This window comes from Natrinema amylolyticum (assembly GCF_020515625.1).
Classification (GTDB): Archaea; Halobacteriota; Halobacteria; order Halobacteriales; family Natrialbaceae; genus Natrinema; species Natrinema amylolyticum.
In genome coordinates, this window is record NZ_JAIWPJ010000002.1 from 515,292 (window position 1) to 533,038 (window position 17,747).

Genomic DNA, 17,747 nt, shown 5'->3' on the forward strand with positions numbered 1-17,747 from the left:
AAAGCTACCGGGTCGCCCGTCAGGCGACGACCGCGGCGGCCGCCTCGAGCGCGGCGTCGGCGATCGGACCGAATGCCGGCAGGATGACGACCGTCATGACGGCCGCGGCGATGATCGCCGCGTAGAGACCGGTGGGCTGGGCGAGGGAGTCGCGATCGAGGATCGACTCCTCGATCCAGAGCGCCTTGACCAGCCGCGAGTAGTAGTATAGTGAGAGCGCGCTGTTGATCACCAGTGCCGCCGCGAGGACGAGCAGGATCGTGTTGTCCGCCGCGGCATTGATCGTCTCGGTGTAGAGGAGGTACTTGCTCCAGAAGCCGCCGAAGGGCGGGACGCCCGCGAGGCTGAACATGAAGATCGCCATCGCGCCGCAGGCGAAGGGCGCTCGCTCGGCGAGGCCGTTGTAGTCCTCGAAGGTCCGTCCGACGCCCCAGTGTTCGGCCAGGCCGACGAACAGGAACGCGCCCGTGTTCATGAAGCCGTAGACCAGCAGGTGCATCATGGCCGCGCCCATGACGAGTTCCCCGCCGTCGGCCGAGAGGGCCGCGAGCCCGATCAGCACGTAGCCGGCGTGGCCGATCGAGGAGTAAGCGAGCATCCGCTTGACGTTCTCCTGGGTCGCCGCCGCGAAGTTTCCGAGCGTCATCGTGACGATCGCGAGGATGGCGAACGCGAGCGTCCAGTCGACGCCGATGACGTCGGCCGTCGCGTCGATCGGGAACGCCGTCGTAAACACGCGGAACGCGAGCACGAAGCCGGCGGCCTTCGAGGCCGAGGAGAGGAACGCCGAGATCGGCGCGGGCGCGCCCTCGTAGGCCTCGGGGGCCCAGAAGTGGAAGGGGACGCTCGCGGTCTTGAACGCGATGCCGCCGATCAGCATCAGGATGCCCAGTCCGAGCAGGCCGCCCATCTCGCCGGCCGCTCCGAGGTTCGTCGCGATGGCCTCGAGTTGCAACGAGCCGGTCGCACCGTAGACCAGCGAGATCCCGTAGACGAAGATCGCCGACGACAGCGCGCCGATCAGGAAGTACTTCAGGCCCGCTTCGACGCTGCCGCGGTTGTCCTTTAAGATCGCGACCAGCGCGTACGATGGCAGGCTCGTCAGCTCGAGCGCGATGAAGATCGTCACGAGGCTGTTCGAGGCGGCGATCATCGACATCCCGGTCGCCGCGAGGATGACCAGCGAGTAGTACTCGGCCTGGTAGGTGTGATCCCGCAGGTAGTCGTGGCTCGCCACCGTGACGAGGGCCGTGACGGTCGCGATGATAATCATGAAGTACAGCGCCAGTTGGTCGACGACGAACTGGCCGTTCATGACGTCGATGACGCCGTAGTTCTCGATCCCCGTCGCGCCGACGCCGGCGACGGTGTACCAGACGGCGACGGCCAGCGACGACAGCGAGCCGGCGACGGCGGTGCCGGACAGCAGCGTGCGGTTCGTCGAGTGGGGGTCGATGCTGTCGATCAGGAACAGGACGAGCGCCGTCCCCGCCAGGATCAGCGCCGGTGCGAGTGCCATCCAGTCGGGGAACTCGAGGACTGCCATCAGAGGTCACCTCCTCGCTCGAGGATCGGGTCGATTGCGTCGGTTATCATGTCGAAGATCAGGTCGGGGGCGACGCCGAGGGCGATGATGAGCCCCAGGAGCACGACCATCGACGCGACGTCGTGCATCGGCGCGCGGCCCACCTCGTAGTCGGTTTCGAGTCGATACGGTCCGAACACCGTCCGCTGGAGCGCGAAGAGCAGGTAGCCCGCGACGATGACGATTCCGAACATCGCCAGCGACGTGAACAGCGGCGAGTACGAGAGCAGATCGGAGCCGAAAGCCCCGAAGAAGATGAAGTACTCGGCGGCGAACCCGCTCATCAGCGGCAGTCCCATGTACCCGAACGCGCCGGCGATCAGCACGCCGACCGCGATCGGCATCCGGTCTGCCATCCCGGACATGTCGGTGACCATCCGCGTGTGGGTCGCGTTGTAGATGACGCCGACGGCCATGAACATCAGTCCCGAGATCAGGCCGTGAGAGACCATCTGGAAGGTCGCGCCGCCGACCCCGAACTGGGTGTAGGCGACCAGCCCGAGGATGACGTAGCCCATCGACGAGACCGAGGAGTAGGCGACGATCCGTTTGAGGTCGGTCTGGGCGAGCGCCAGCATCGCGCCGTAGATGACGCTGAGCACGGCGATCGCGGCGATCGGAATCGCGTAGGTCTCGACCTGGTCCGGGAACATCGTGAAGTTGAACCGCAGCAGTGCATAGGTTCCCATCTTCAGCAGAACCCCGGCCAGCAGTATCGAGGCCGGCGTCGGGGCCTCCACGTGGGCGTCGGGCAACCACGTGTGGAAGGGGACGATCGGCACCTTCACCGCGAATCCGAGGAACATCCCGATGAAGACGACGGACGCGAGCGTCGTTCCGCCGAGCCCGAAGAAGCCCTCGGGGCCGCCGTTGACCATCGCCGTCGCGATTTCGGGCAGCGCGAAGGAGGTGACGGAGTCACCGAGCCCGAAGACGAGCGTGATGAACGACCCGAACATCACCAGCGACGCCACGTTCGTGTAGACGAAGAACTTGATCGCGGCGTACTTCCGGCGCGGGCCGCCCCAGATGCCGATCAGCAGGTACATCGGGATCAGGACCGCCTCCCAGAAGACGAACCAGAGGAAGAAATCGAGCGCCGCGAAGACGCCGATCAGGCTCGCCTCGATAAAGAGGATGAGCCCGTAGAACTGGGACTCCCGGTCGTCGATCGGCGTCCACGAACTCACGATCGCGAGCGTACAGAGGATCGTCGTCAGGACCACCAGCGGCAGGCTGATCCCGTCGAGGCCGACGAACCACGAGATCGAGTAGTCGCCGATCTCGAGCCACGCCGCCCGCGATTCGAACGCCAGTTCGCCGTCGAGCAGGGCGTTCCCGCTGCCGTCGAAGGCGGCGAACAGCCACAGGCTGAGCGCCGCCGGCACGAGGCTGATCGCGAACGCGAGTTTGCCGGCGATTCGATTCGGCGCGACGAACGTCACCAGTGCGCCGACCAGTGCGACAGCGATAAGCGCTTCTATCATCATGCGAACCACCCTCCGATATAGCCGAGGACGAGCAGTAAGCCGATGAACCCGCCCACCAACAGCGCCGCGTAGTTAGTCACGATACCCGTCTGAATCCGTTTCAGTCGATCGCTGCCGAACAGACTGATCGTCGACGTCCCGTTGACGACGCCGTCGATGACGGTCTGATCGAAGCGGTCGGCCGCTCGAGCCAGCGGCAGCGTCAGGCCCTCTGCGAGCCAGACCTGGTACTCGTCCTGGTAGTAGTTGCTCTTCAGGACGCGGTACGCGCCGCCGAGCTTCCGCGTGTGCCGGGCCGGCTCGGGCACGTTGTACAGCGTGTGCGCCGTGAACGCGCCGGCCAGCGCGAGCCCAAGCGACAGGCCCGCGCTCAGCAGCATCGTCGTCGTCTCCGAGCCGATATAGCCCTCTTCGAACGCCACGGTCTCGTGGTAGTCGTGGTAGGTCAGCCCCTCGACGTAGCCGTACTCGCCGTCGAGCCAGAACTCGAGGAACGTGATGTCGGCGTGGAGCAGTTCGGCGACGGGCGCGAGGTTCGCGAACCCGGCGACGGCCGCGAGCGTCCCGAGCGCGAGCAGCGGGACCTTGACGGCCCAGCCGACCGCGTGGGGATCCTCGGCCGTCTCGGTCCGGGGCTCGCCGTGGAAAGTCAGGAAGACCATCCGGAACGTGTAGAAGCCGGTGAAGAACACGGCGAGCAGTCCCATCGCGTAGGCCGCGAGGATGACCGGCTGCTCCAGACCGACGGCCAGGGCGTCGAACAGCACCTCGTCTTTCGACCAGAAGCCCGAGAAGGGGACGATCCCCGCGAGCGCGAGCGCGCCGGCGAGGAACGTGTAGTAGGTGACGGGCGCTTTGTCTTTGAGCCCGCCCATCTCCCACATGTCCTGTTCGTGGTGCATCAGGATGATGACGGCACCGGCACCGAGGAACAGGAGCGCCTTGAAGAAGGCGTGGTTCATGAGGTGGAAGACCCCGGCGACGTAGCCGCCGACGCCGAGTCCGAGCATCATATAGCCGTACTGGCTGATCGTCGAGTACGCCAGCACCTGTTTGATGTCGTCTTTGACGACGGCCATCGTCGCCGCGAACAGGGCGGTGAAGCCGCCCACGAAGGCGATGATCGCCAGCGCGGTCGGACTCAGCGCGTAGTAGCCGAACATCCGGGCGACCAGGTAGACCCCGGCCGCGACCATCGTCGCCGCGTGAATGAGCGCGGAGACAGTAGTCGGACCTTCCATGGCGTCGGGCAGCCAGGTGTGGAAGGGGAACTGTGCGGACTTGCCCAGTACCCCGCCGAGAACGAGCAGGCCGGTGATCGTCACCCAGGTCTCGGCGTCGAAGCCGAACAGGGTCGTCCCGTCGTCGATCGCCGTCTCGGCGGCGGTGACGAACGACTCCTCGCCGGCGAAGCCGACCGTGCCGAACGTCGCCGCGATGGCGACGACCCCGATCAGGAAGAAGTAGTCACCGAAGCGGGTGACCAGGAACGCCTTCTTCGCTGCCGAGGGGGCCGATTTCGTGCGGAACCAGAACCCGATCAGCAGGTACGAACAGAGCCCGACGAGCTCGAAGAACATGAACGCCATCAGCAGGTTGTCCGCGAAGACGAAGGCGAGCATGCTGAAGGTGAAGAGGCCGAGCTCGGCGTAGTACCGCGGCAGCCCGGTCTCACCCTCGGCGTTCATATAGCCGAGACTGAAGACGTGGACGAGCAGTGCGACCAGCGAGACGATCACGAGCATGAGCGCCGAGAGCGGATCGATCAGGATCCCGAACGTGAAGGCGATCGCCTCGGCCCCCGTCTCGCTCGCGGCCGCGCCGGCCGTCCACTCGTACAGCTCCGTGTGATATGCGTCGCCGCCCGCGACCGCCGCGAACATCACCAGCGAGATGACGAGCGAGCCCGCCGTCGCGAGGATGCCCGGGAGCGCCCCCTTCTTGGGCAGGTGCCTGCCGAAGAGGAGCGTGATCACGAAGGCCACGAGCGGGAACACTGCGATCGCCGGTGCGAATCCGAACGGTCCTGTTGCTGTTGCTGCCATCTTACCACCTCATCGTCGTCGGAACCGTGACGTCGACGTCACGGAAGTTTCGGTACAACACCAGGATGATCCCGAGCCCGACGGCCACCTCGGCGGCAGCGAGCGCCATCGTAAACAGCGCGAACAACTGCCCCGTCAGGTTGCCGTGATAGAACGCGAACGCGATCAGATTGATGTTGGCCGCGTTCAGCATGAGTTCGACGGACATCAGGAACAACAGTGCGTTGCGACGCGTCAGCACCCCGAATAGACCGATACAGAACACTGCCATCGACAGCAGCACGTAGTACTGCACGTCGACGGTCATCGAGTCTCACCTCCCGTCTCAGTCCGGGAACCGCCGTCGGAGCGCTGTCCGCCGTCGGCGACGGCCGGCTCCGGCCCCTCACTGCTCGAGGTCTCGCCGGTGCTCGAGAGCGCGGCGACGGGTTCGCCGCCCTCTTCGCGTTTGGCGAGGACGAGCGAGGCGTCGAGCGCGGCGTCGAGCGCGACGGCGACGAGCAAGACGGCGGCGAGGAACGGTTCCGTGCCGCCGATCGTCTGCAGTTCGTCGAAACCGAACAGGGCGTAGCCGAGTTCAGCGGTGATCGAGACGCCGTCGGGGAAGCCGGCTCCCGCGGCCTGGGTCATCGGCTCGAAGGTCGCGTTCAGCGTGATGAGCGCCATCACGGCGAACAGCCCGACCGCGAGCAGTCCCGGAACGAGCGTCTTTCCGAGTCGAAGTTTCGGACCGGTCGTCATGCCTGTACCACCTCGTCTGCGTCTGTGTCAGCGTCGGATTCGTCGCGCTGGGTCAGCATGACGGCGAACGTGATGAGGACGAGGACCCCGCCCACGTAGACGAGGACCTGCATCATGGCGACGAACTCGGCCGCCAGCATCACGTAGTGGACCGCCACGCTGAGCAGCGCCACGCCAAGCAGGAGCGCCGAATGCCACGGGTCCTGCATGAGCACGACACCCACCGCGCTGGCCAGCGTCACGACGGCGAACAGCGCGAACGCGATCAGCTCGTAGTTCATGGTTGTGTATAGTGCCCGTTTGCGGGACGGGCGGACCCGTTACTGGTAGTCGACCTCCCCCTCGCCTTCACCGACCCACGCGCCCCGGTCGGGTTCGCGGGAGGCGAGCGGGTCGATGTCCTTGTACCACGGTACCGCCTTCAGCTGCTCTTTGTTGTAGACGAAGTCGTGTTTCGTGTCCGCGGTGAACTCGAAATTCTCCGTGAGCAGGATGGCGTCGACGGGGCAGACCTCCTCGCAGAGCCGGCAGTAGACGCACTGCCCGATGTGGAGGTTGTACTGTTCGCCCTGTCGCTGATCGTTCGTGACGATCTGGATCGTGTCGTTCGGACAGACGTTCTCGCACTGGCGACACCAGATACACCGCTCCTGACTGAACTTGTGGACGCCGCGGAAACGCGGCGAGACGTCCGGTGCGGTCTCCGGATACTCTACCGTGAAGGTAGAGCCGTCCAGTGCGTGCTTCATCGTCGTTGCCATCGATTTGAGTATCCCGATCATGCTATCAGCCCCACGATTACCGCGGTCAGGACGAGATTAGCGAACGAAAGGACGAGCAGTCCCTTCCAGCCGATCTCGATCAGTTGGTCGATCCGAACGCGTGGCACCGCCGAGCGCAGCCACTGCGTCGCGAAGAACACCGCCCAGATCTTGACGATGAACCAGACGATGCCGAGCGCCGCCGGTCCGGGCCCGGCCGGTCCACCGAGGAAGATCGTCGCGATGATCGCACCGCCGAGGAAGATGTGGAGGAACTCCCCGAGGTAGATCAGCACGAAGTAGACCGAGGAGTACTCGGTCTGGTAGCCGGCAACGATCTCGGTCGGTGCCTCGGGCGTGTCGAACGGATTGCGGCCGACCTCCGCGAAGTTCGCCACCAGAAAGAGGACGAACGCGAAGGGGTTGACCAGCGCGTACCACGACGGAATCGAAATTCCCGCGACCGTGAACAGCGGTTCCGCCTGTGCCGAGACGATCTCGCCCATCTGCAGCGTGCCGGCGAAGATCACGATCGACATCCCGGTGATGACCAGCGGGATCTCGTAGGCGATGTTCTGTGCCACCGCGCGGAGCCCGCCGAGCAGCGAGTACTTGTTCGACGACGCGTAGCCGGCCATCACCAGTCCGAGGCTCGCGATCCCCGAGACGGCGAAGACGTAGGCCAGTCCGACCTCCGGATCAGCGAGGTGAATCCCGCTGCCCATCGGAATGACGGCGAACCCGAGCAGCGCCGACGACGCGACGACGATCGGCGCGAGGTCGTAGGCCGGTCGATCCGCGTTCTCGGGGATGATCATCTCCTTCGACAGGAGCCGGACGGCGTCTGCGATAATGATGAACAGTCCGGCTGGCCCGAGTCGGTTGACTGCGATCCGGTCCGTGAACGCGGCGGTGATCTTCCGTTTGGCCCACGGCCCCGCGACGCCGGTCATCGCGAGCATCAGGTTGCCGATGACGAAGGCCGCGAGGAAGGTCGCGAGCAGTTCGCCGCCGAGCCCGAACCCGTCGAGACCGGTCAGTTCGCCGATCCGCTCGGGGAGCAAGACCGTGTCCTGTAGCGGCACCGCCGGCAGTTCGGACAGTTCGCCGGTCGCACCCGTGATCTGGCCACCGGTCATACTACCGGTCCACCTCCCCGAGCACGATATCGAGGCTGCCCAGCGACGCGATCAGGTCCGGCACGTACTCCCCTTCGGACATCTCGGGCAGCGCCGAGAGGTTGTGGAAGCACGGACTCCGGATCTTGAACCGGCCCGGCTTGTCCGTGCCGTCCGAGCGGATGTAGATCCCGAGTTCGCCCTTCGCGCCCTCGACGGCGCGGTAAATCTCCGTGTCCGCGTCCGGCTTGAGCGTCCGCGGCACGTTGCTCTGGACCGTCCGCTCGTCCTCGGGCCAGTCCTCGAGCAAGTCGAGACACTGCTCGATGATCTTCGCGGACTCCTCGACCTCCTGCATGCGCACGAGGACGCGGCTGTAGTTGTCACAGCCGTCCTCGGTGATGACGTCCCACTCGAGGTTGTCGTAATAGCCGTAGGGGTCGTCGCGACGGAGGTCGTAGTCGATACCCGAGCCCCGTGCGACGGGGCCGGTACAGCCGTACTGTTTGGCGACCTCTGGCTCGAGAATCCCGGTATCGTGACAGCGGATCTGGAAGATCTCGTTGCCGGTCAGCAGGTCGTTGTACTCGTCGACCTTGGCCGGGAGTTCGTCGAGGAAGTCCCGCGTCTGCTCGATGAACTCCTCGCGGGGTTCCGGCAGATCCCAGGCGACCCCGCCGAGCCGGAAGTAGTTGAACATGAGCCGCTGGCCGGTGAGGTCCTCCAAAATGTCCTGGACGACCTCGCGGTCGCGCATCCCGTACTGGAAGATAGCGGTGAAATCGCCGTAGACGTCGAGTGCGAACGTCGAGACCGCGAGGAAGTGTGCGGCCATCCGGCAGAGCTCGGCACCCATCGTCCGGATCACCTGCGCGTAGTCGGGAACCTCGATATCGGCGAGGTCCTCGGCCGTGCGCGCGTAGGCCCATTCGTTCAAGAGACCGGCCGAGACGTAGTCCCAGCGGTCCGGATAGGGCATGATCTGGTGGCGATAGGTCCCCTGTTGGCACATCTGTTCCTCGCAGCGGTGCAGATAGCCGATGTCGGGGTCGACGTCGACGACAGTCTCGCCGTCCAGCACCGTCTCGATGTGGAGCACGCCGTGGGTCGCCGGATGGTGGGGACCGATGTTGAGGAACATCGTATCCGACTCGTCGTCGTGGTGGTCCGGCTGGACCGGGTTAGCGTGTTCCGAGAGGGTCACCAGCTGTGGTTTCTCCTGGTCGTATCCCCGCGAGAGCGGATGGCCCTGCCAGGTTTCGGGCAGGAGGATCCGGCGCGGGTCGGGGTGACCCTCGTAGTCGATCCCGACGAGGTCGAACGCCTCTCGCTCGTGCCAGTCGGCGGTTCGGAAGACCGGTTCGGCGGTCTGGCTGACCGGGTCGTCGGTGGTCGTCGGGACGACGACCGACACCTCCTGGGTCGGGTCGGCGTACTTCCGGAGGTGATAGATCGACTCGTACCGGTCCGCGTACTCCTGGGCCGTGAGATTGGCGAGGTGGTCGAACCCGGCCTCGTCTCTGAGGTCCGTGAGGACGTCCTGGACGTCGTCCGGTCGGATGACGAATCCGGGCGCGTTCAGATGGTCGTCGCGTGCGAGCGCGCGGTCACCGATCAGCGCCGCGAGTTCGTCCTCCGTTACTTCGACCGACGGCCCTCGTTCGAGTCCCGTGCTCATGGCGAATCAGCCCAGTTATAGCGCATGACGAGGTCCTCCTCGTCGATGTCGTCCGCGAGCTTCTGGACGAGTTCGTCCTGTGGCAGGTCGCCGAACTCCTCGAGTTCGTACGGTTTGACCACGACGGGCGTGGACTCGCCGTTGCGGATGCGCTCTTGGAGTTTGGCGATGCCGTAGACCAGCGCTTCCGGTCGCGGCGGGCAGCCGGGGACGTGGATGTCGATAGGAATGATCTCCTCGGCTCCCTTGACGACGTTGTACCCTTCCTGGAAGGGGCCGCCGGAGATCGTACACGAGCCCATGCCGACGACGAATTTAGGCTCGGGCATCTGGTCGTAGACCCGCTTCATGCGGGGACCGAACTTCGAGACGATCGTCCCGGGGACGATCATCACGTCGGCCTGCCGGGGCGAGGCCCGCGGGACCCCGGCTCCGAAGCGGTCCAGATCGTGTTTGATCGCGTACGTGTGCATCATCTCGATGCTGCAACACGCGATCCCGAACTGGAGCATGAACATGGAGTTGCCCCGAACCCAGTTCATGAACTTGTCGAACTTCGTGAGGATGAACGGCGTCGAGCCGAAGGCCTCGCGAAGTTTGGAGTTGAAGCGGTCGTCGGCACCCTCACCGATACGCGAGTCGCGGGTGTCGGTCGACGGTGCGGTGCTGTCGTAGATCTGCTGACGTGGTTGTTCGCTACTCATTGTCTGTCAGTTTCCAGCTGGCGAGGTGTCCGTGCCCACTGTACTGCGCCCGTACGCCACGCCCACGCGAGTCCGACGAGCAGGATGGCGACGAACAACAGCATCGGCCCGAGCGCGCGGACGAGCGGAATATCCGCCGCGAGCGCATCCTGATAGGCGACCGCCCACGGGAACAAGAGGACGGTCTCGATATCGAAGACGACGAACAGCAGCGCAACCATGTAATACTGGATATTAAATCGGATGCGCGTTCCGCCGGTCGGAATCTCGCCGCTCTCGTAAGTGGCGCGTTTGCTCGTTTCGGGCACGGTGGGTCGCAGGAGATACGATACCGCCATCATCCCGAACGGTATCAGTACTCCGACGAGCGCCAGCGCCCCGATGGCGATCCAATCATTCATCTCCGTAACGTTCGAGGCTTCAGACCGCACGCACATAAGGGTTGATTCTTCGTTTTTCGGGGAAACACGGGCCGAGAAGGGACTTCAGCCGACCGAGATCCTCGTGAATAATCGACTCATACTATATATGACTGTACGGAAAGCGAACGGATCGGTAAGAGTTCGCTACTCGAGGCCGAAATCGGCCTACACGAACCACTCAGAACGGTAATTCCCACTTCCCGAACCGGTTCGGGTAGCCAGCAATCGTCGAACTTCCGTGACCGCCGGCGACCGGGGCGCAGTTACCGGTCCCGCTTCCCGAACGCGGGCGTCCCGCCGTCGTGGAGTTCTCGAGAGACGTCCCCGACGCCCTCGCGCAGGGCTTCGTGATAGGCGATCAGTCGATCGCGGACGTCCTCGTGCTGACGGGCGAGGATCTGGGCGGCCGACAGCGCGGCGTTAAACGACTTGCCCGCGTCGACCGCGACCAGCGGCGCGCCGGTCGGCATTCCGATGACGCTGTCGACGGACTTCTCCTGGACCGGAACGCCGATGACCGGCAGCGGGTACGCGATCGACGCGGTCATGTTCGGCAGGTCCGCGGATTTCCCGCCGGCCCCGGCGATGATCACCTCGAGGCCCCGATCCTCGGCGGTCTCGGCGTACGCCGTCATTAGGTCCGGTGTCCGATGGGCCGAGGTGACGTACGTCTCGAACGTGAACCGCTCCGGGGGCGCGCTCTCGTAATCGGTCTGTTCGGCGAAATCGAGCTCGTCCACGAAGGCGTCGTACGCGCCGCGGCGTTTCCCGCCGGTCATCATCGTCTCGAGGTCGGAGTCGCTTCCCATGACGATCCCGACGTCCGGCGTTTCCTCGGTCGGCCGGTCCTGCTCGGCTTCGTCGTGCAGTCGGTCGATCAGGTCGGTAACGCTGTCGCTCATGGGTGGTGGTCGTCGGGGGAGTGACTTGAAACAGTGGTGAACGGGACGAGCGGCCGCGGCGATCGACGGCGAACGGCGCTACGTGCGGAACGTCACGGCGTCCTCGAGGTCGCGCGCGGTCTCGAGCAATTCGTCGACCGATGCGTCCGCGTCGGCCGCCGAGAGCGTCACGTGGCCCATCTTCCGCAGGGGTCGGGCCTGGCGCTTGCCGTACCAGTGGAGGCTCGCGCCGGGGGTCTCGAGGATTTCGTCGATATCCCCCAGCTGTGCGGACTGTTCCGCTTCGACGTCGCCGAGCAGGTTCGTCATCACAGTCGGCGAGCGGAGTTCCGTCGAGCCCAGCGGCCAGCCGAGGACGGCGCGAGCGTGCTGTTCGAACTGGGACGTCTGCGCGCCCTCGATCGTCCAGTGGCCGGAGTTGTGGGGACGCGGTGCGATCTCGTTGAGGAGGATCTCACCGTCGCTCTCTCGCGGGCTTCGCCCGCTCGAGTCGTCCGGGGCACTATCTGCCCCGCTCGTTTCGAATAGCTCGATTCCGTACACGCCGCGACCGTCCATCACCTCGAGGACGTCCCGGGCGACCTCGTGGGCGCGCTCGGTGACGCCCTCGCTCGAGCGCGCCGGAACGATCGTCTCCCGAAGGATCTCCTCCTCGTGGACGTTCTCCCCGATCGGGAAGGTCGCGATCTCGCCGTCCCCCTTGACGGCGATGACCGAGACCTCGCGCTCGAAGTCGACGAACGACTCGACCATCGCGGGACCGGCGACCGACTCGAGGGCGTCCGCGGCGTCGGCTTTCGACTCGACGGGGACGTTGCCCCGGCCGTCGTAGCCGCCGGTTCGGGCCTTGAGCATCACCGGCGCGCCGTAGTCGTCGATCGCCGTCCGGACGTCGTCGGCGTCGTCGACCTCGCGGAACGGCGGCACCGGAACCCCGGCGTCCTCGAGGTCGCGTTTCTGGACGAGTTTGTCGTGAATCGTCTCGAGCGTCGACGGCTTCGGGTGAACGGGCGTTCCGGTCTCCTCGCTCACTCGGTCCATCACGTCCTGATCGGCGAGTTCGATTTCGAAGGTGAGCACGTCGGCGCGCGCGGCGAGTTCGCGGATCCCAGCCTCGTCGTCGAACCCGGCGACGAGCTGGTCGCGAGCCACGGGCGCGGCCGGACAGTCCGGCGTCGGATCGAGCACGACCACTTCGACGCCCAACGGCGCGGCCGCCTCGGCGAGCATCCGCCCGAGCTGTCCCCCTCCGACTACGCCGATCGTCGGTCCCGGCGTCCGTAGCGTCGTCATTGCGTTGCGATTGTCGTCTCCCGCGCTTAAGAATTCCCAAACGGCCCGCCGCTCGAGGGAGTCTCGCACCGTCGCTCGAGACGTCCCGACTCGCCGCTCGGGAATCCACCTTCGCCACGTCGCGCTACTCCGAACGTCGGCCGGCGACTCCGTTGGTCGGTCGAAGTACTCGATTCAGGCCCTCTTTTCGTATAAAAATCTTCGTGCAGAGGACACGCGTCGGAAACTGGACGGTATTATATATCGACGTGGCAACGTACAAACACGGTTATGGGATCGAACGTCTCGCGACGGCGCGTTCTCGCCGGGTGCGGACTCGGTGTCCTCGCGTCGCTCGCCGGCTGTCTCGCGACCGGCCGAGGGGAAACGGAGACCGTGACCGAAACGTATGGGACCGACGACTACAGTGCGATCTCGCTGTCCGGCGAGAACGGCTCGGTGACCGTCGAGGGAGGGCAAGGAGACGCGATCGAGGTTCGCGGTCGCAAGGCGGCCCCGACCGAAGACACCCTCGAGTCGCTGACGGTCGAGGCCAGCAGCGACGATGGACTCCTCGAGATCGATGCACAGCAGGAGGACGTTCCGTTCCTGTTCGGCCCCGATCCGAAACTGGACCTCGAGGCGACGGTTCCCGACGGCGTTCGAGTCGCTCGCGCGGCGACGACGAACGGCGATATCGACGTCCGCGACGTGACCGGCGAACTGGAAGCAGACACGACGAACGGTCAAATCGACGTACAGGGCGTCGACGGCGGATTCGTCGCCGAGAGTACCAACGGCGCCGTGCAGGCAGCCGGAGTCAGCGGCGACGTTCGCGCAGAGACGACCAACGGGGACATCGAGGTCACTGCGGCGGGCGGTGACAGCGACGGCGACCTAATTGCCGAGAGCACTAACGGAGCAGTCACCGTTCGCGTACCGCCGTCGCTCGACGCGACCGTCAGCGCCTCGACGACGAACGGTGCAATTTCGCTGGCGGGATTCGACGACGCGAACGCCTCGAGCGACGATTCGATCGACGTGACGCTCGGCGACGGAACGCGACGGATCCGACTCGAGACGACCAACGGCGATATCACGGTTCGAGCCGCGGACGAGGAATAACGAAGACACGGACGATTCCGTCCGTACGCGGCCGATGAGTCGCCTTCGCCGGCGACGTATCGTCGCGAGGATACCGGAGCGGTCGCCCGAGAACGGTACCTCTTTTACCTGCCCTCCCCACCGCTCGCCTATGACCACGCTCGGACTGGTGGTCGCGGAATTCAACCGACCGATCACCGAGCAGATGGAGCAGGAGGCGTTCGAGGCGGCCACCGCCGCGGGTGCCGAGGTGTACGAGACGGTCCACGTCCCGGGGGCGTACGACGCGCCGCTGGCCGCCGACCGGCTCGCCCGCCTCGACGATGTCGATGCCGTCGCCGTCATCGGAACCGTCATCACCGGTGACACGGATCACGACCAGGTGATCACCGACGCCACCGCACAGCGACTCTCCGACGTGAGTCTCGAGCGCGACACGCCCGTGACCCTCGGCGTGACCGGTCCCGGCATGTCCGCGGCCGAGGCGCGCGAACGCGTGGAGAACGCCGCGAAAGCCGTCGACGGCGCGCTCGATCTCGTCGACGAACTACCCGACCCCAGTTCCGCCGTAGATTCCCACCAATGACGATGGAATTCACCGACCGCGTAAACCGAGTCGAACCGTCCGCAACGCTCGCCATCTCCGCGCTCGCCACCGAACTCGAGGCCGAGGGCGCAGACGTCGTCGACCTCTCCGTCGGCGAGCCCGACTTCCCCACGCCCGAGAACATCATCGAAGCGGGCCAGGACGCGATGGACGCCGGCCACACCGGCTACACCACCTCCGCTGGCATCCTCGAACTGCGGGAGGCGATCGCCGACAAACTGGCCGACGACGGCCTCGATCACAACACGGACGAGATCATCGTCACGCCCGGTGCGAAGCAGGCCCTCTACGAGATCGTCCAGTCCCTGATCGGTGAGGGCGACGAGGTCGCCCTGCTCGACCCCGCGTGGGTCTCCTACGAGGCCATGGTCAAGATGGCCGGCGGCGACCTCACCCGCGTCGACCTCTCCGAGACCGACTTCCAGCTCGAGCCCGCGCTCGACGAGCTCGCGGCCGCGGTCTCCGACGAGACCGAACTGCTGATCGTCAACTCGCCGTCGAACCCCACCGGCGCGGTCTACTCCGACGCCGCGCTCGAGGGCGTCCGCGGTCTGGCCGTCGAGCACGACATCACCGTCATCTCCGACGAGATCTACAAGGAGATCACCTACGGCGTCGAACCGACGAGCCTCGGCACTCTCGAGGGCATGGCCGACCGCACCGTCACCGTCAACGGGTTCTCGAAGGCCTACTCGATGACCGGCTGGCGGCTCGGCTACTTCGCCGGTCCCGAGGAACTGATCGACCAGGCCGGCAAGCTCCACAGCCACTCGGTCTCCTCGGCCGTGAACTTCGTCCAGCACGCCGGTCTCGAGGCCCTCGAGACCGAGGACGCCGTCACCGAGATGGTCGAAGCCTTCGAAGAGCGCCGCGACCTGGTCGTCGACCTGCTCGCCGAGTACGACGTCGACGTCGCCGTTCCCGAAGGCGCATTCTACATGATGCTGCCCGTCGACGACGACGATCAGGCGTGGTGTGAAGGCGCGATCGAAGACGCCCACGTCGCGACCGTCCCCGGCAGCGCGTTCGGAACTCCCGGCTACGCGCGGATCTCGTACGCCGCGAGCGAGGAACGCCTCGAGGAAGGTATCGAGCGGCTGGCCGAAGAAGGCTACCTGTAACGGTTTCCGGGCGATCGACGCTCCGATTTATTTTCTCTCGTCCGGATCAGCCGCGGGTTTATATACGAAGGCGAGGCCACCCCCCGCATGGACTGTCCGACGTGTGGCAACTCCCTGCCCACCGAGCGAGGAATGCGACAGCACCACACGAAGGTACACGACGAGCCGCTCCCGAATCGGACGTGTCGCGGCTGTGGACTCGAGTTCTACGATCCGAAAGCGCGGCGCGAGTTCTGCGAGGACTGTAATCCGAACGCGGGAGAACACAACGGGAACTGGAAAGGCGGGAAGGAGACTACGTCGTGCAATCGCTGTGGATCGACGTTCAAATACTATCCGTCCGACAAACCGGGGCTCTACTGTTCGGACTGCGTCGAAGATGCCGATGTGTTTCTCGGGACACCCTATTACGAATACCACGACATAAAACGAGTACAGCGAGTCTGTGAGTGGTGCGGTCGGATATCGACTCTGCTCGAGTCGAAAGCTGAACGGGAACCGGCCCGATTTTGCAGTCAGAACTGTCTCAGCCATTGGTTATCCGATCAGTGGGGAGACTCCGAAAATCCATACAATGGTCGCTGGAGGGACGTAAAGCGGAACGCACTGGAACGAGACGATCATACCTGCCAGCACTGTGGTATCACTCGTGAGGAAATCGGCCACGAACCGGACGTTCATCACATCATCCCGGTTCGAGAATTCAATGATCCGCAGCTTGCACACACTCTTGACAACGTCATTTCTCTTTGTCGAAGCTGCCATCGATACGCCGAAATTGAAATGATCGACGAGCTTTCACCCTCTCCGACTCACGGGAAACAATAACTCATAAACCCTTCTACCGACAACAGGGTATCGTAGGTCAAGTCCCGTGGTGTAGTGGCCAATCATATGGGCCTTTGGAGCCCATGACGGCGGTTCGAATCCGCCCGGGACTACTATTACTTGTGGTTATATTTCCTTCGTAGTAACGAGGAATCCATTCGATTGTAGCGTCCCAGACGAATCTCTATAGGCTCGAGTAGACGGACAATCGTATACTTCGCCTCGCGGATTCCAGCATTTGTGGCGCGAGCAGATGGAAATTCCCCGTCGAGCTTCGTTCAGTTTCGAGTCCCGACGAACGTGTATACGCTGTCGTCCCGCGTTTCGTCGATCGCATCCTCGAGTCCTCGTTCGCCCCACCGATTGGACGACAGTGGTGTTGTCTCGAGCGGGTCGAGAGTAGATGAACGCAGCGCTGACGACGTCACTCGTCGTCGGTACTGAACGACTGCGACTGAGACACGTCGACAGATTGTGACTGGTGTGTTGTGCCCCCGCCCGAACTCGATTGCTCTTGGTCGACGGACACTGACTGAGATTGATCGACCGACCCGCCCTTCACGGTATCCGCCCTCTGGCTCTGTGACACATCTACCGATTGGGACTGTTCGACGTTCGATTCTCTCTCGGGCTTCGTTTTCGTTTCCGTCTTCGACCTTTTCTTGGGTTTCTTTTTCTTCTGTTTCGGTTTCTCCTTCGGCTGTTTCTTCTGACCCTTCGGTTGTCCGTTGACTTCGACGTCTACTCGTTCGGACTTTTTGGCTTCTCCGTCCGTCTTCCGGGTTTCCGTTGCGGTTTTATCGCCGTGCTTCTCGTAGGCGGCAATTTCTTCGGTAACACAGTCTTTTGCGGCATCGTAAACCGTGTCCGCGTCCGTATCGTAGTGATCGTGGAGTGCGTCTGCGGCGCCGTAGGCGGTCGCGGACTGATACTGTTCGACGGTTACGTCTTGTCCCTGTGTGGTACACGCCCCTTCCGTCGCCCCGCCGGCGGCCGCCTGCATCTGATCGATATCCGCGTACTGGTTCTGGAGCAGGGATCCTTCGGTCGCCCCTGCGGCGACGGCCTGTACCTGTTCCACGGACACGTCTTGTGATTGGAAGACGGACGCAGCGATTCCGTCTGCCGTCGCTTGCGCTTGTTCTTGCGTGATCTGCACGCCCTGTTCTTGGACCAGTTCAGCGCCTTCCAGAACGCCGGTTTCGATGGCGGCAGCGAGCTCAGTCTCCGAGGAGGCGTCCCGTGTTGCGCCGACCGTAGCGGTTGAGACGAGCGTTCCGAGACTTGCGCTGCCAATGCCACACAACATCGCCCGACGTGAGAGAGATCGGTTTCGTGTCATAGGTAGTGAGTGTAACGGTGGTATCCA

Annotated in this window: 18 protein-coding genes and 1 tRNA gene; 5 read left to right on the top strand and 14 right to left on the bottom strand. The window is 64.3% G+C overall.

The features are described from left to right. Positions 1-19 precede the first annotated feature (19 nt). The 13 genes from LDH66_RS12825 to LDH66_RS12885 form a co-directional block, all read right to left on the bottom strand. Positions 20-1,546: an NADH-quinone oxidoreductase subunit N gene (locus LDH66_RS12825; RefSeq protein WP_226481466.1), complete on the bottom strand. Its 1,527-nt coding sequence runs from the start codon at positions 1,544-1,546 to the stop codon at positions 20-22. Next, complete coding sequence (locus LDH66_RS12830; RefSeq protein ID WP_226481467.1) at positions 1,546-3,075, bottom strand: complex I subunit 4 family protein; 1,530 nt, start codon at positions 3,073-3,075, stop codon at positions 1,546-1,548. Before LDH66_RS12830 ends, LDH66_RS12825 begins: the two co-directional genes overlap by 1 nt. After that, positions 3,072-5,120 (bottom strand): NADH-quinone oxidoreductase subunit L, encoded by a 2,049-nt coding sequence (gene nuoL, locus LDH66_RS12835; RefSeq protein WP_226481468.1) that lies wholly within the window; start codon positions 5,118-5,120, stop codon positions 3,072-3,074. Before nuoL ends, LDH66_RS12830 begins: the two co-directional genes overlap by 4 nt. Before the next feature lies 1 nt (position 5,121). Next, positions 5,122-5,427, bottom strand: coding sequence for an NADH-quinone oxidoreductase subunit NuoK (gene nuoK / locus LDH66_RS12840; protein ID WP_006181260.1), 306 nt, complete (start codon positions 5,425-5,427; stop codon positions 5,122-5,124). Next, entirely contained in the window at positions 5,424-5,861 is a 438-nt protein-coding gene (locus LDH66_RS12845) for a hypothetical protein (RefSeq protein ID WP_226481469.1), read from the bottom strand. The genes nuoK and LDH66_RS12845 overlap by 4 nt, the downstream gene beginning before the upstream one ends. Beyond that, a complete protein-coding gene (locus LDH66_RS12850) occupies positions 5,858-6,142 on the bottom strand; it encodes an NADH-quinone oxidoreductase subunit J (RefSeq protein ID WP_226481470.1) in 285 nt (94 codons plus the stop codon). Before LDH66_RS12850 ends, LDH66_RS12845 begins: the two co-directional genes overlap by 4 nt. A gap of 39 nt (positions 6,143-6,181) precedes the next feature. Next, the gene (locus LDH66_RS12855; protein ID WP_049988575.1) at positions 6,182-6,643 is read right to left on the bottom strand and encodes a NuoI/complex I 23 kDa subunit family protein; all 462 of its coding nucleotides are present in this window, start codon (positions 6,641-6,643) and stop codon (positions 6,182-6,184) included. After that, complete coding sequence (locus tag LDH66_RS12860) at positions 6,640-7,761, bottom strand: complex I subunit 1/NuoH family protein (protein WP_226481471.1); 1,122 nt, start codon at positions 7,759-7,761, stop codon at positions 6,640-6,642. Before LDH66_RS12860 ends, LDH66_RS12855 begins: the two co-directional genes overlap by 4 nt. 1 nt (position 7,762) lies before the next feature. Then, the gene (locus tag LDH66_RS12865; protein ID WP_226481472.1) at positions 7,763-9,418 is read right to left on the bottom strand and encodes an NADH-quinone oxidoreductase subunit D; all 1,656 of its coding nucleotides are present in this window, start codon (positions 9,416-9,418) and stop codon (positions 7,763-7,765) included. Next, complete coding sequence (locus LDH66_RS12870; RefSeq protein ID WP_006429625.1) at positions 9,415-10,122, bottom strand: NADH-quinone oxidoreductase subunit B; 708 nt, start codon at positions 10,120-10,122, stop codon at positions 9,415-9,417. The genes LDH66_RS12865 and LDH66_RS12870 overlap by 4 nt, the downstream gene beginning before the upstream one ends. Further along, a complete protein-coding gene (locus LDH66_RS12875) occupies positions 10,119-10,523 on the bottom strand; it encodes an NADH-quinone oxidoreductase subunit A (RefSeq protein WP_226481473.1) in 405 nt (134 codons plus the stop codon). Before LDH66_RS12875 ends, LDH66_RS12870 begins: the two co-directional genes overlap by 4 nt. Before the next feature lie 284 nt (positions 10,524-10,807). Beyond that, the gene (locus tag LDH66_RS12880) at positions 10,808-11,446 is read right to left on the bottom strand and encodes an AIR carboxylase family protein (protein WP_226481474.1); all 639 of its coding nucleotides are present in this window, start codon (positions 11,444-11,446) and stop codon (positions 10,808-10,810) included. A gap of 78 nt (positions 11,447-11,524) precedes the next feature. Continuing rightward, positions 11,525-12,739, bottom strand: a complete 1,215-nt coding sequence (locus tag LDH66_RS12885; protein WP_226481475.1) for a 5-(carboxyamino)imidazole ribonucleotide synthase — start codon at positions 12,737-12,739, stop codon at positions 11,525-11,527. A gap of 270 nt (positions 12,740-13,009) precedes the next feature. On the opposite strand from LDH66_RS12885, the gene LDH66_RS12890 reads away from it, so the two are divergent. The 5 genes from LDH66_RS12890 (at position 13,010) to LDH66_RS12910 (ending at position 16,491) form a co-directional block, all read left to right on the top strand. Further along, positions 13,010-13,843, top strand: a complete 834-nt coding sequence (locus LDH66_RS12890; RefSeq protein ID WP_226481476.1) for a DUF4097 family beta strand repeat-containing protein — start codon at positions 13,010-13,012, stop codon at positions 13,841-13,843. Between the two features lie 130 nt (positions 13,844-13,973). Beyond that, positions 13,974-14,408, top strand: coding sequence for a 6,7-dimethyl-8-ribityllumazine synthase (gene ribH / locus LDH66_RS12895; protein ID WP_226481477.1), 435 nt, complete (start codon positions 13,974-13,976; stop codon positions 14,406-14,408). After that, a complete protein-coding gene (locus tag LDH66_RS12900; protein ID WP_226481478.1) occupies positions 14,405-15,550 on the top strand; it encodes a pyridoxal phosphate-dependent aminotransferase in 1,146 nt (381 codons plus the stop codon). The genes ribH and LDH66_RS12900 overlap by 4 nt, the downstream gene beginning before the upstream one ends. Positions 15,551-15,637: 87 nt before the next feature. Next, complete coding sequence (locus LDH66_RS12905; RefSeq protein WP_226481479.1) at positions 15,638-16,378, top strand: HNH endonuclease; 741 nt, start codon at positions 15,638-15,640, stop codon at positions 16,376-16,378. 40 nt (positions 16,379-16,418) lie between these two features. Further along, positions 16,419-16,491 (top strand) — tRNA-Gln (locus LDH66_RS12910). A 311-nt stretch (positions 16,492-16,802) separates the two neighbouring features. On the opposite strand, the gene LDH66_RS12915 is transcribed toward LDH66_RS12910, so the two are convergent. Then, a complete protein-coding gene (locus tag LDH66_RS12915; protein WP_226481480.1) occupies positions 16,803-17,720 on the bottom strand; it encodes a hypothetical protein in 918 nt (305 codons plus the stop codon). Between the last annotated feature and the right edge of the window lie 27 nt (positions 17,721-17,747).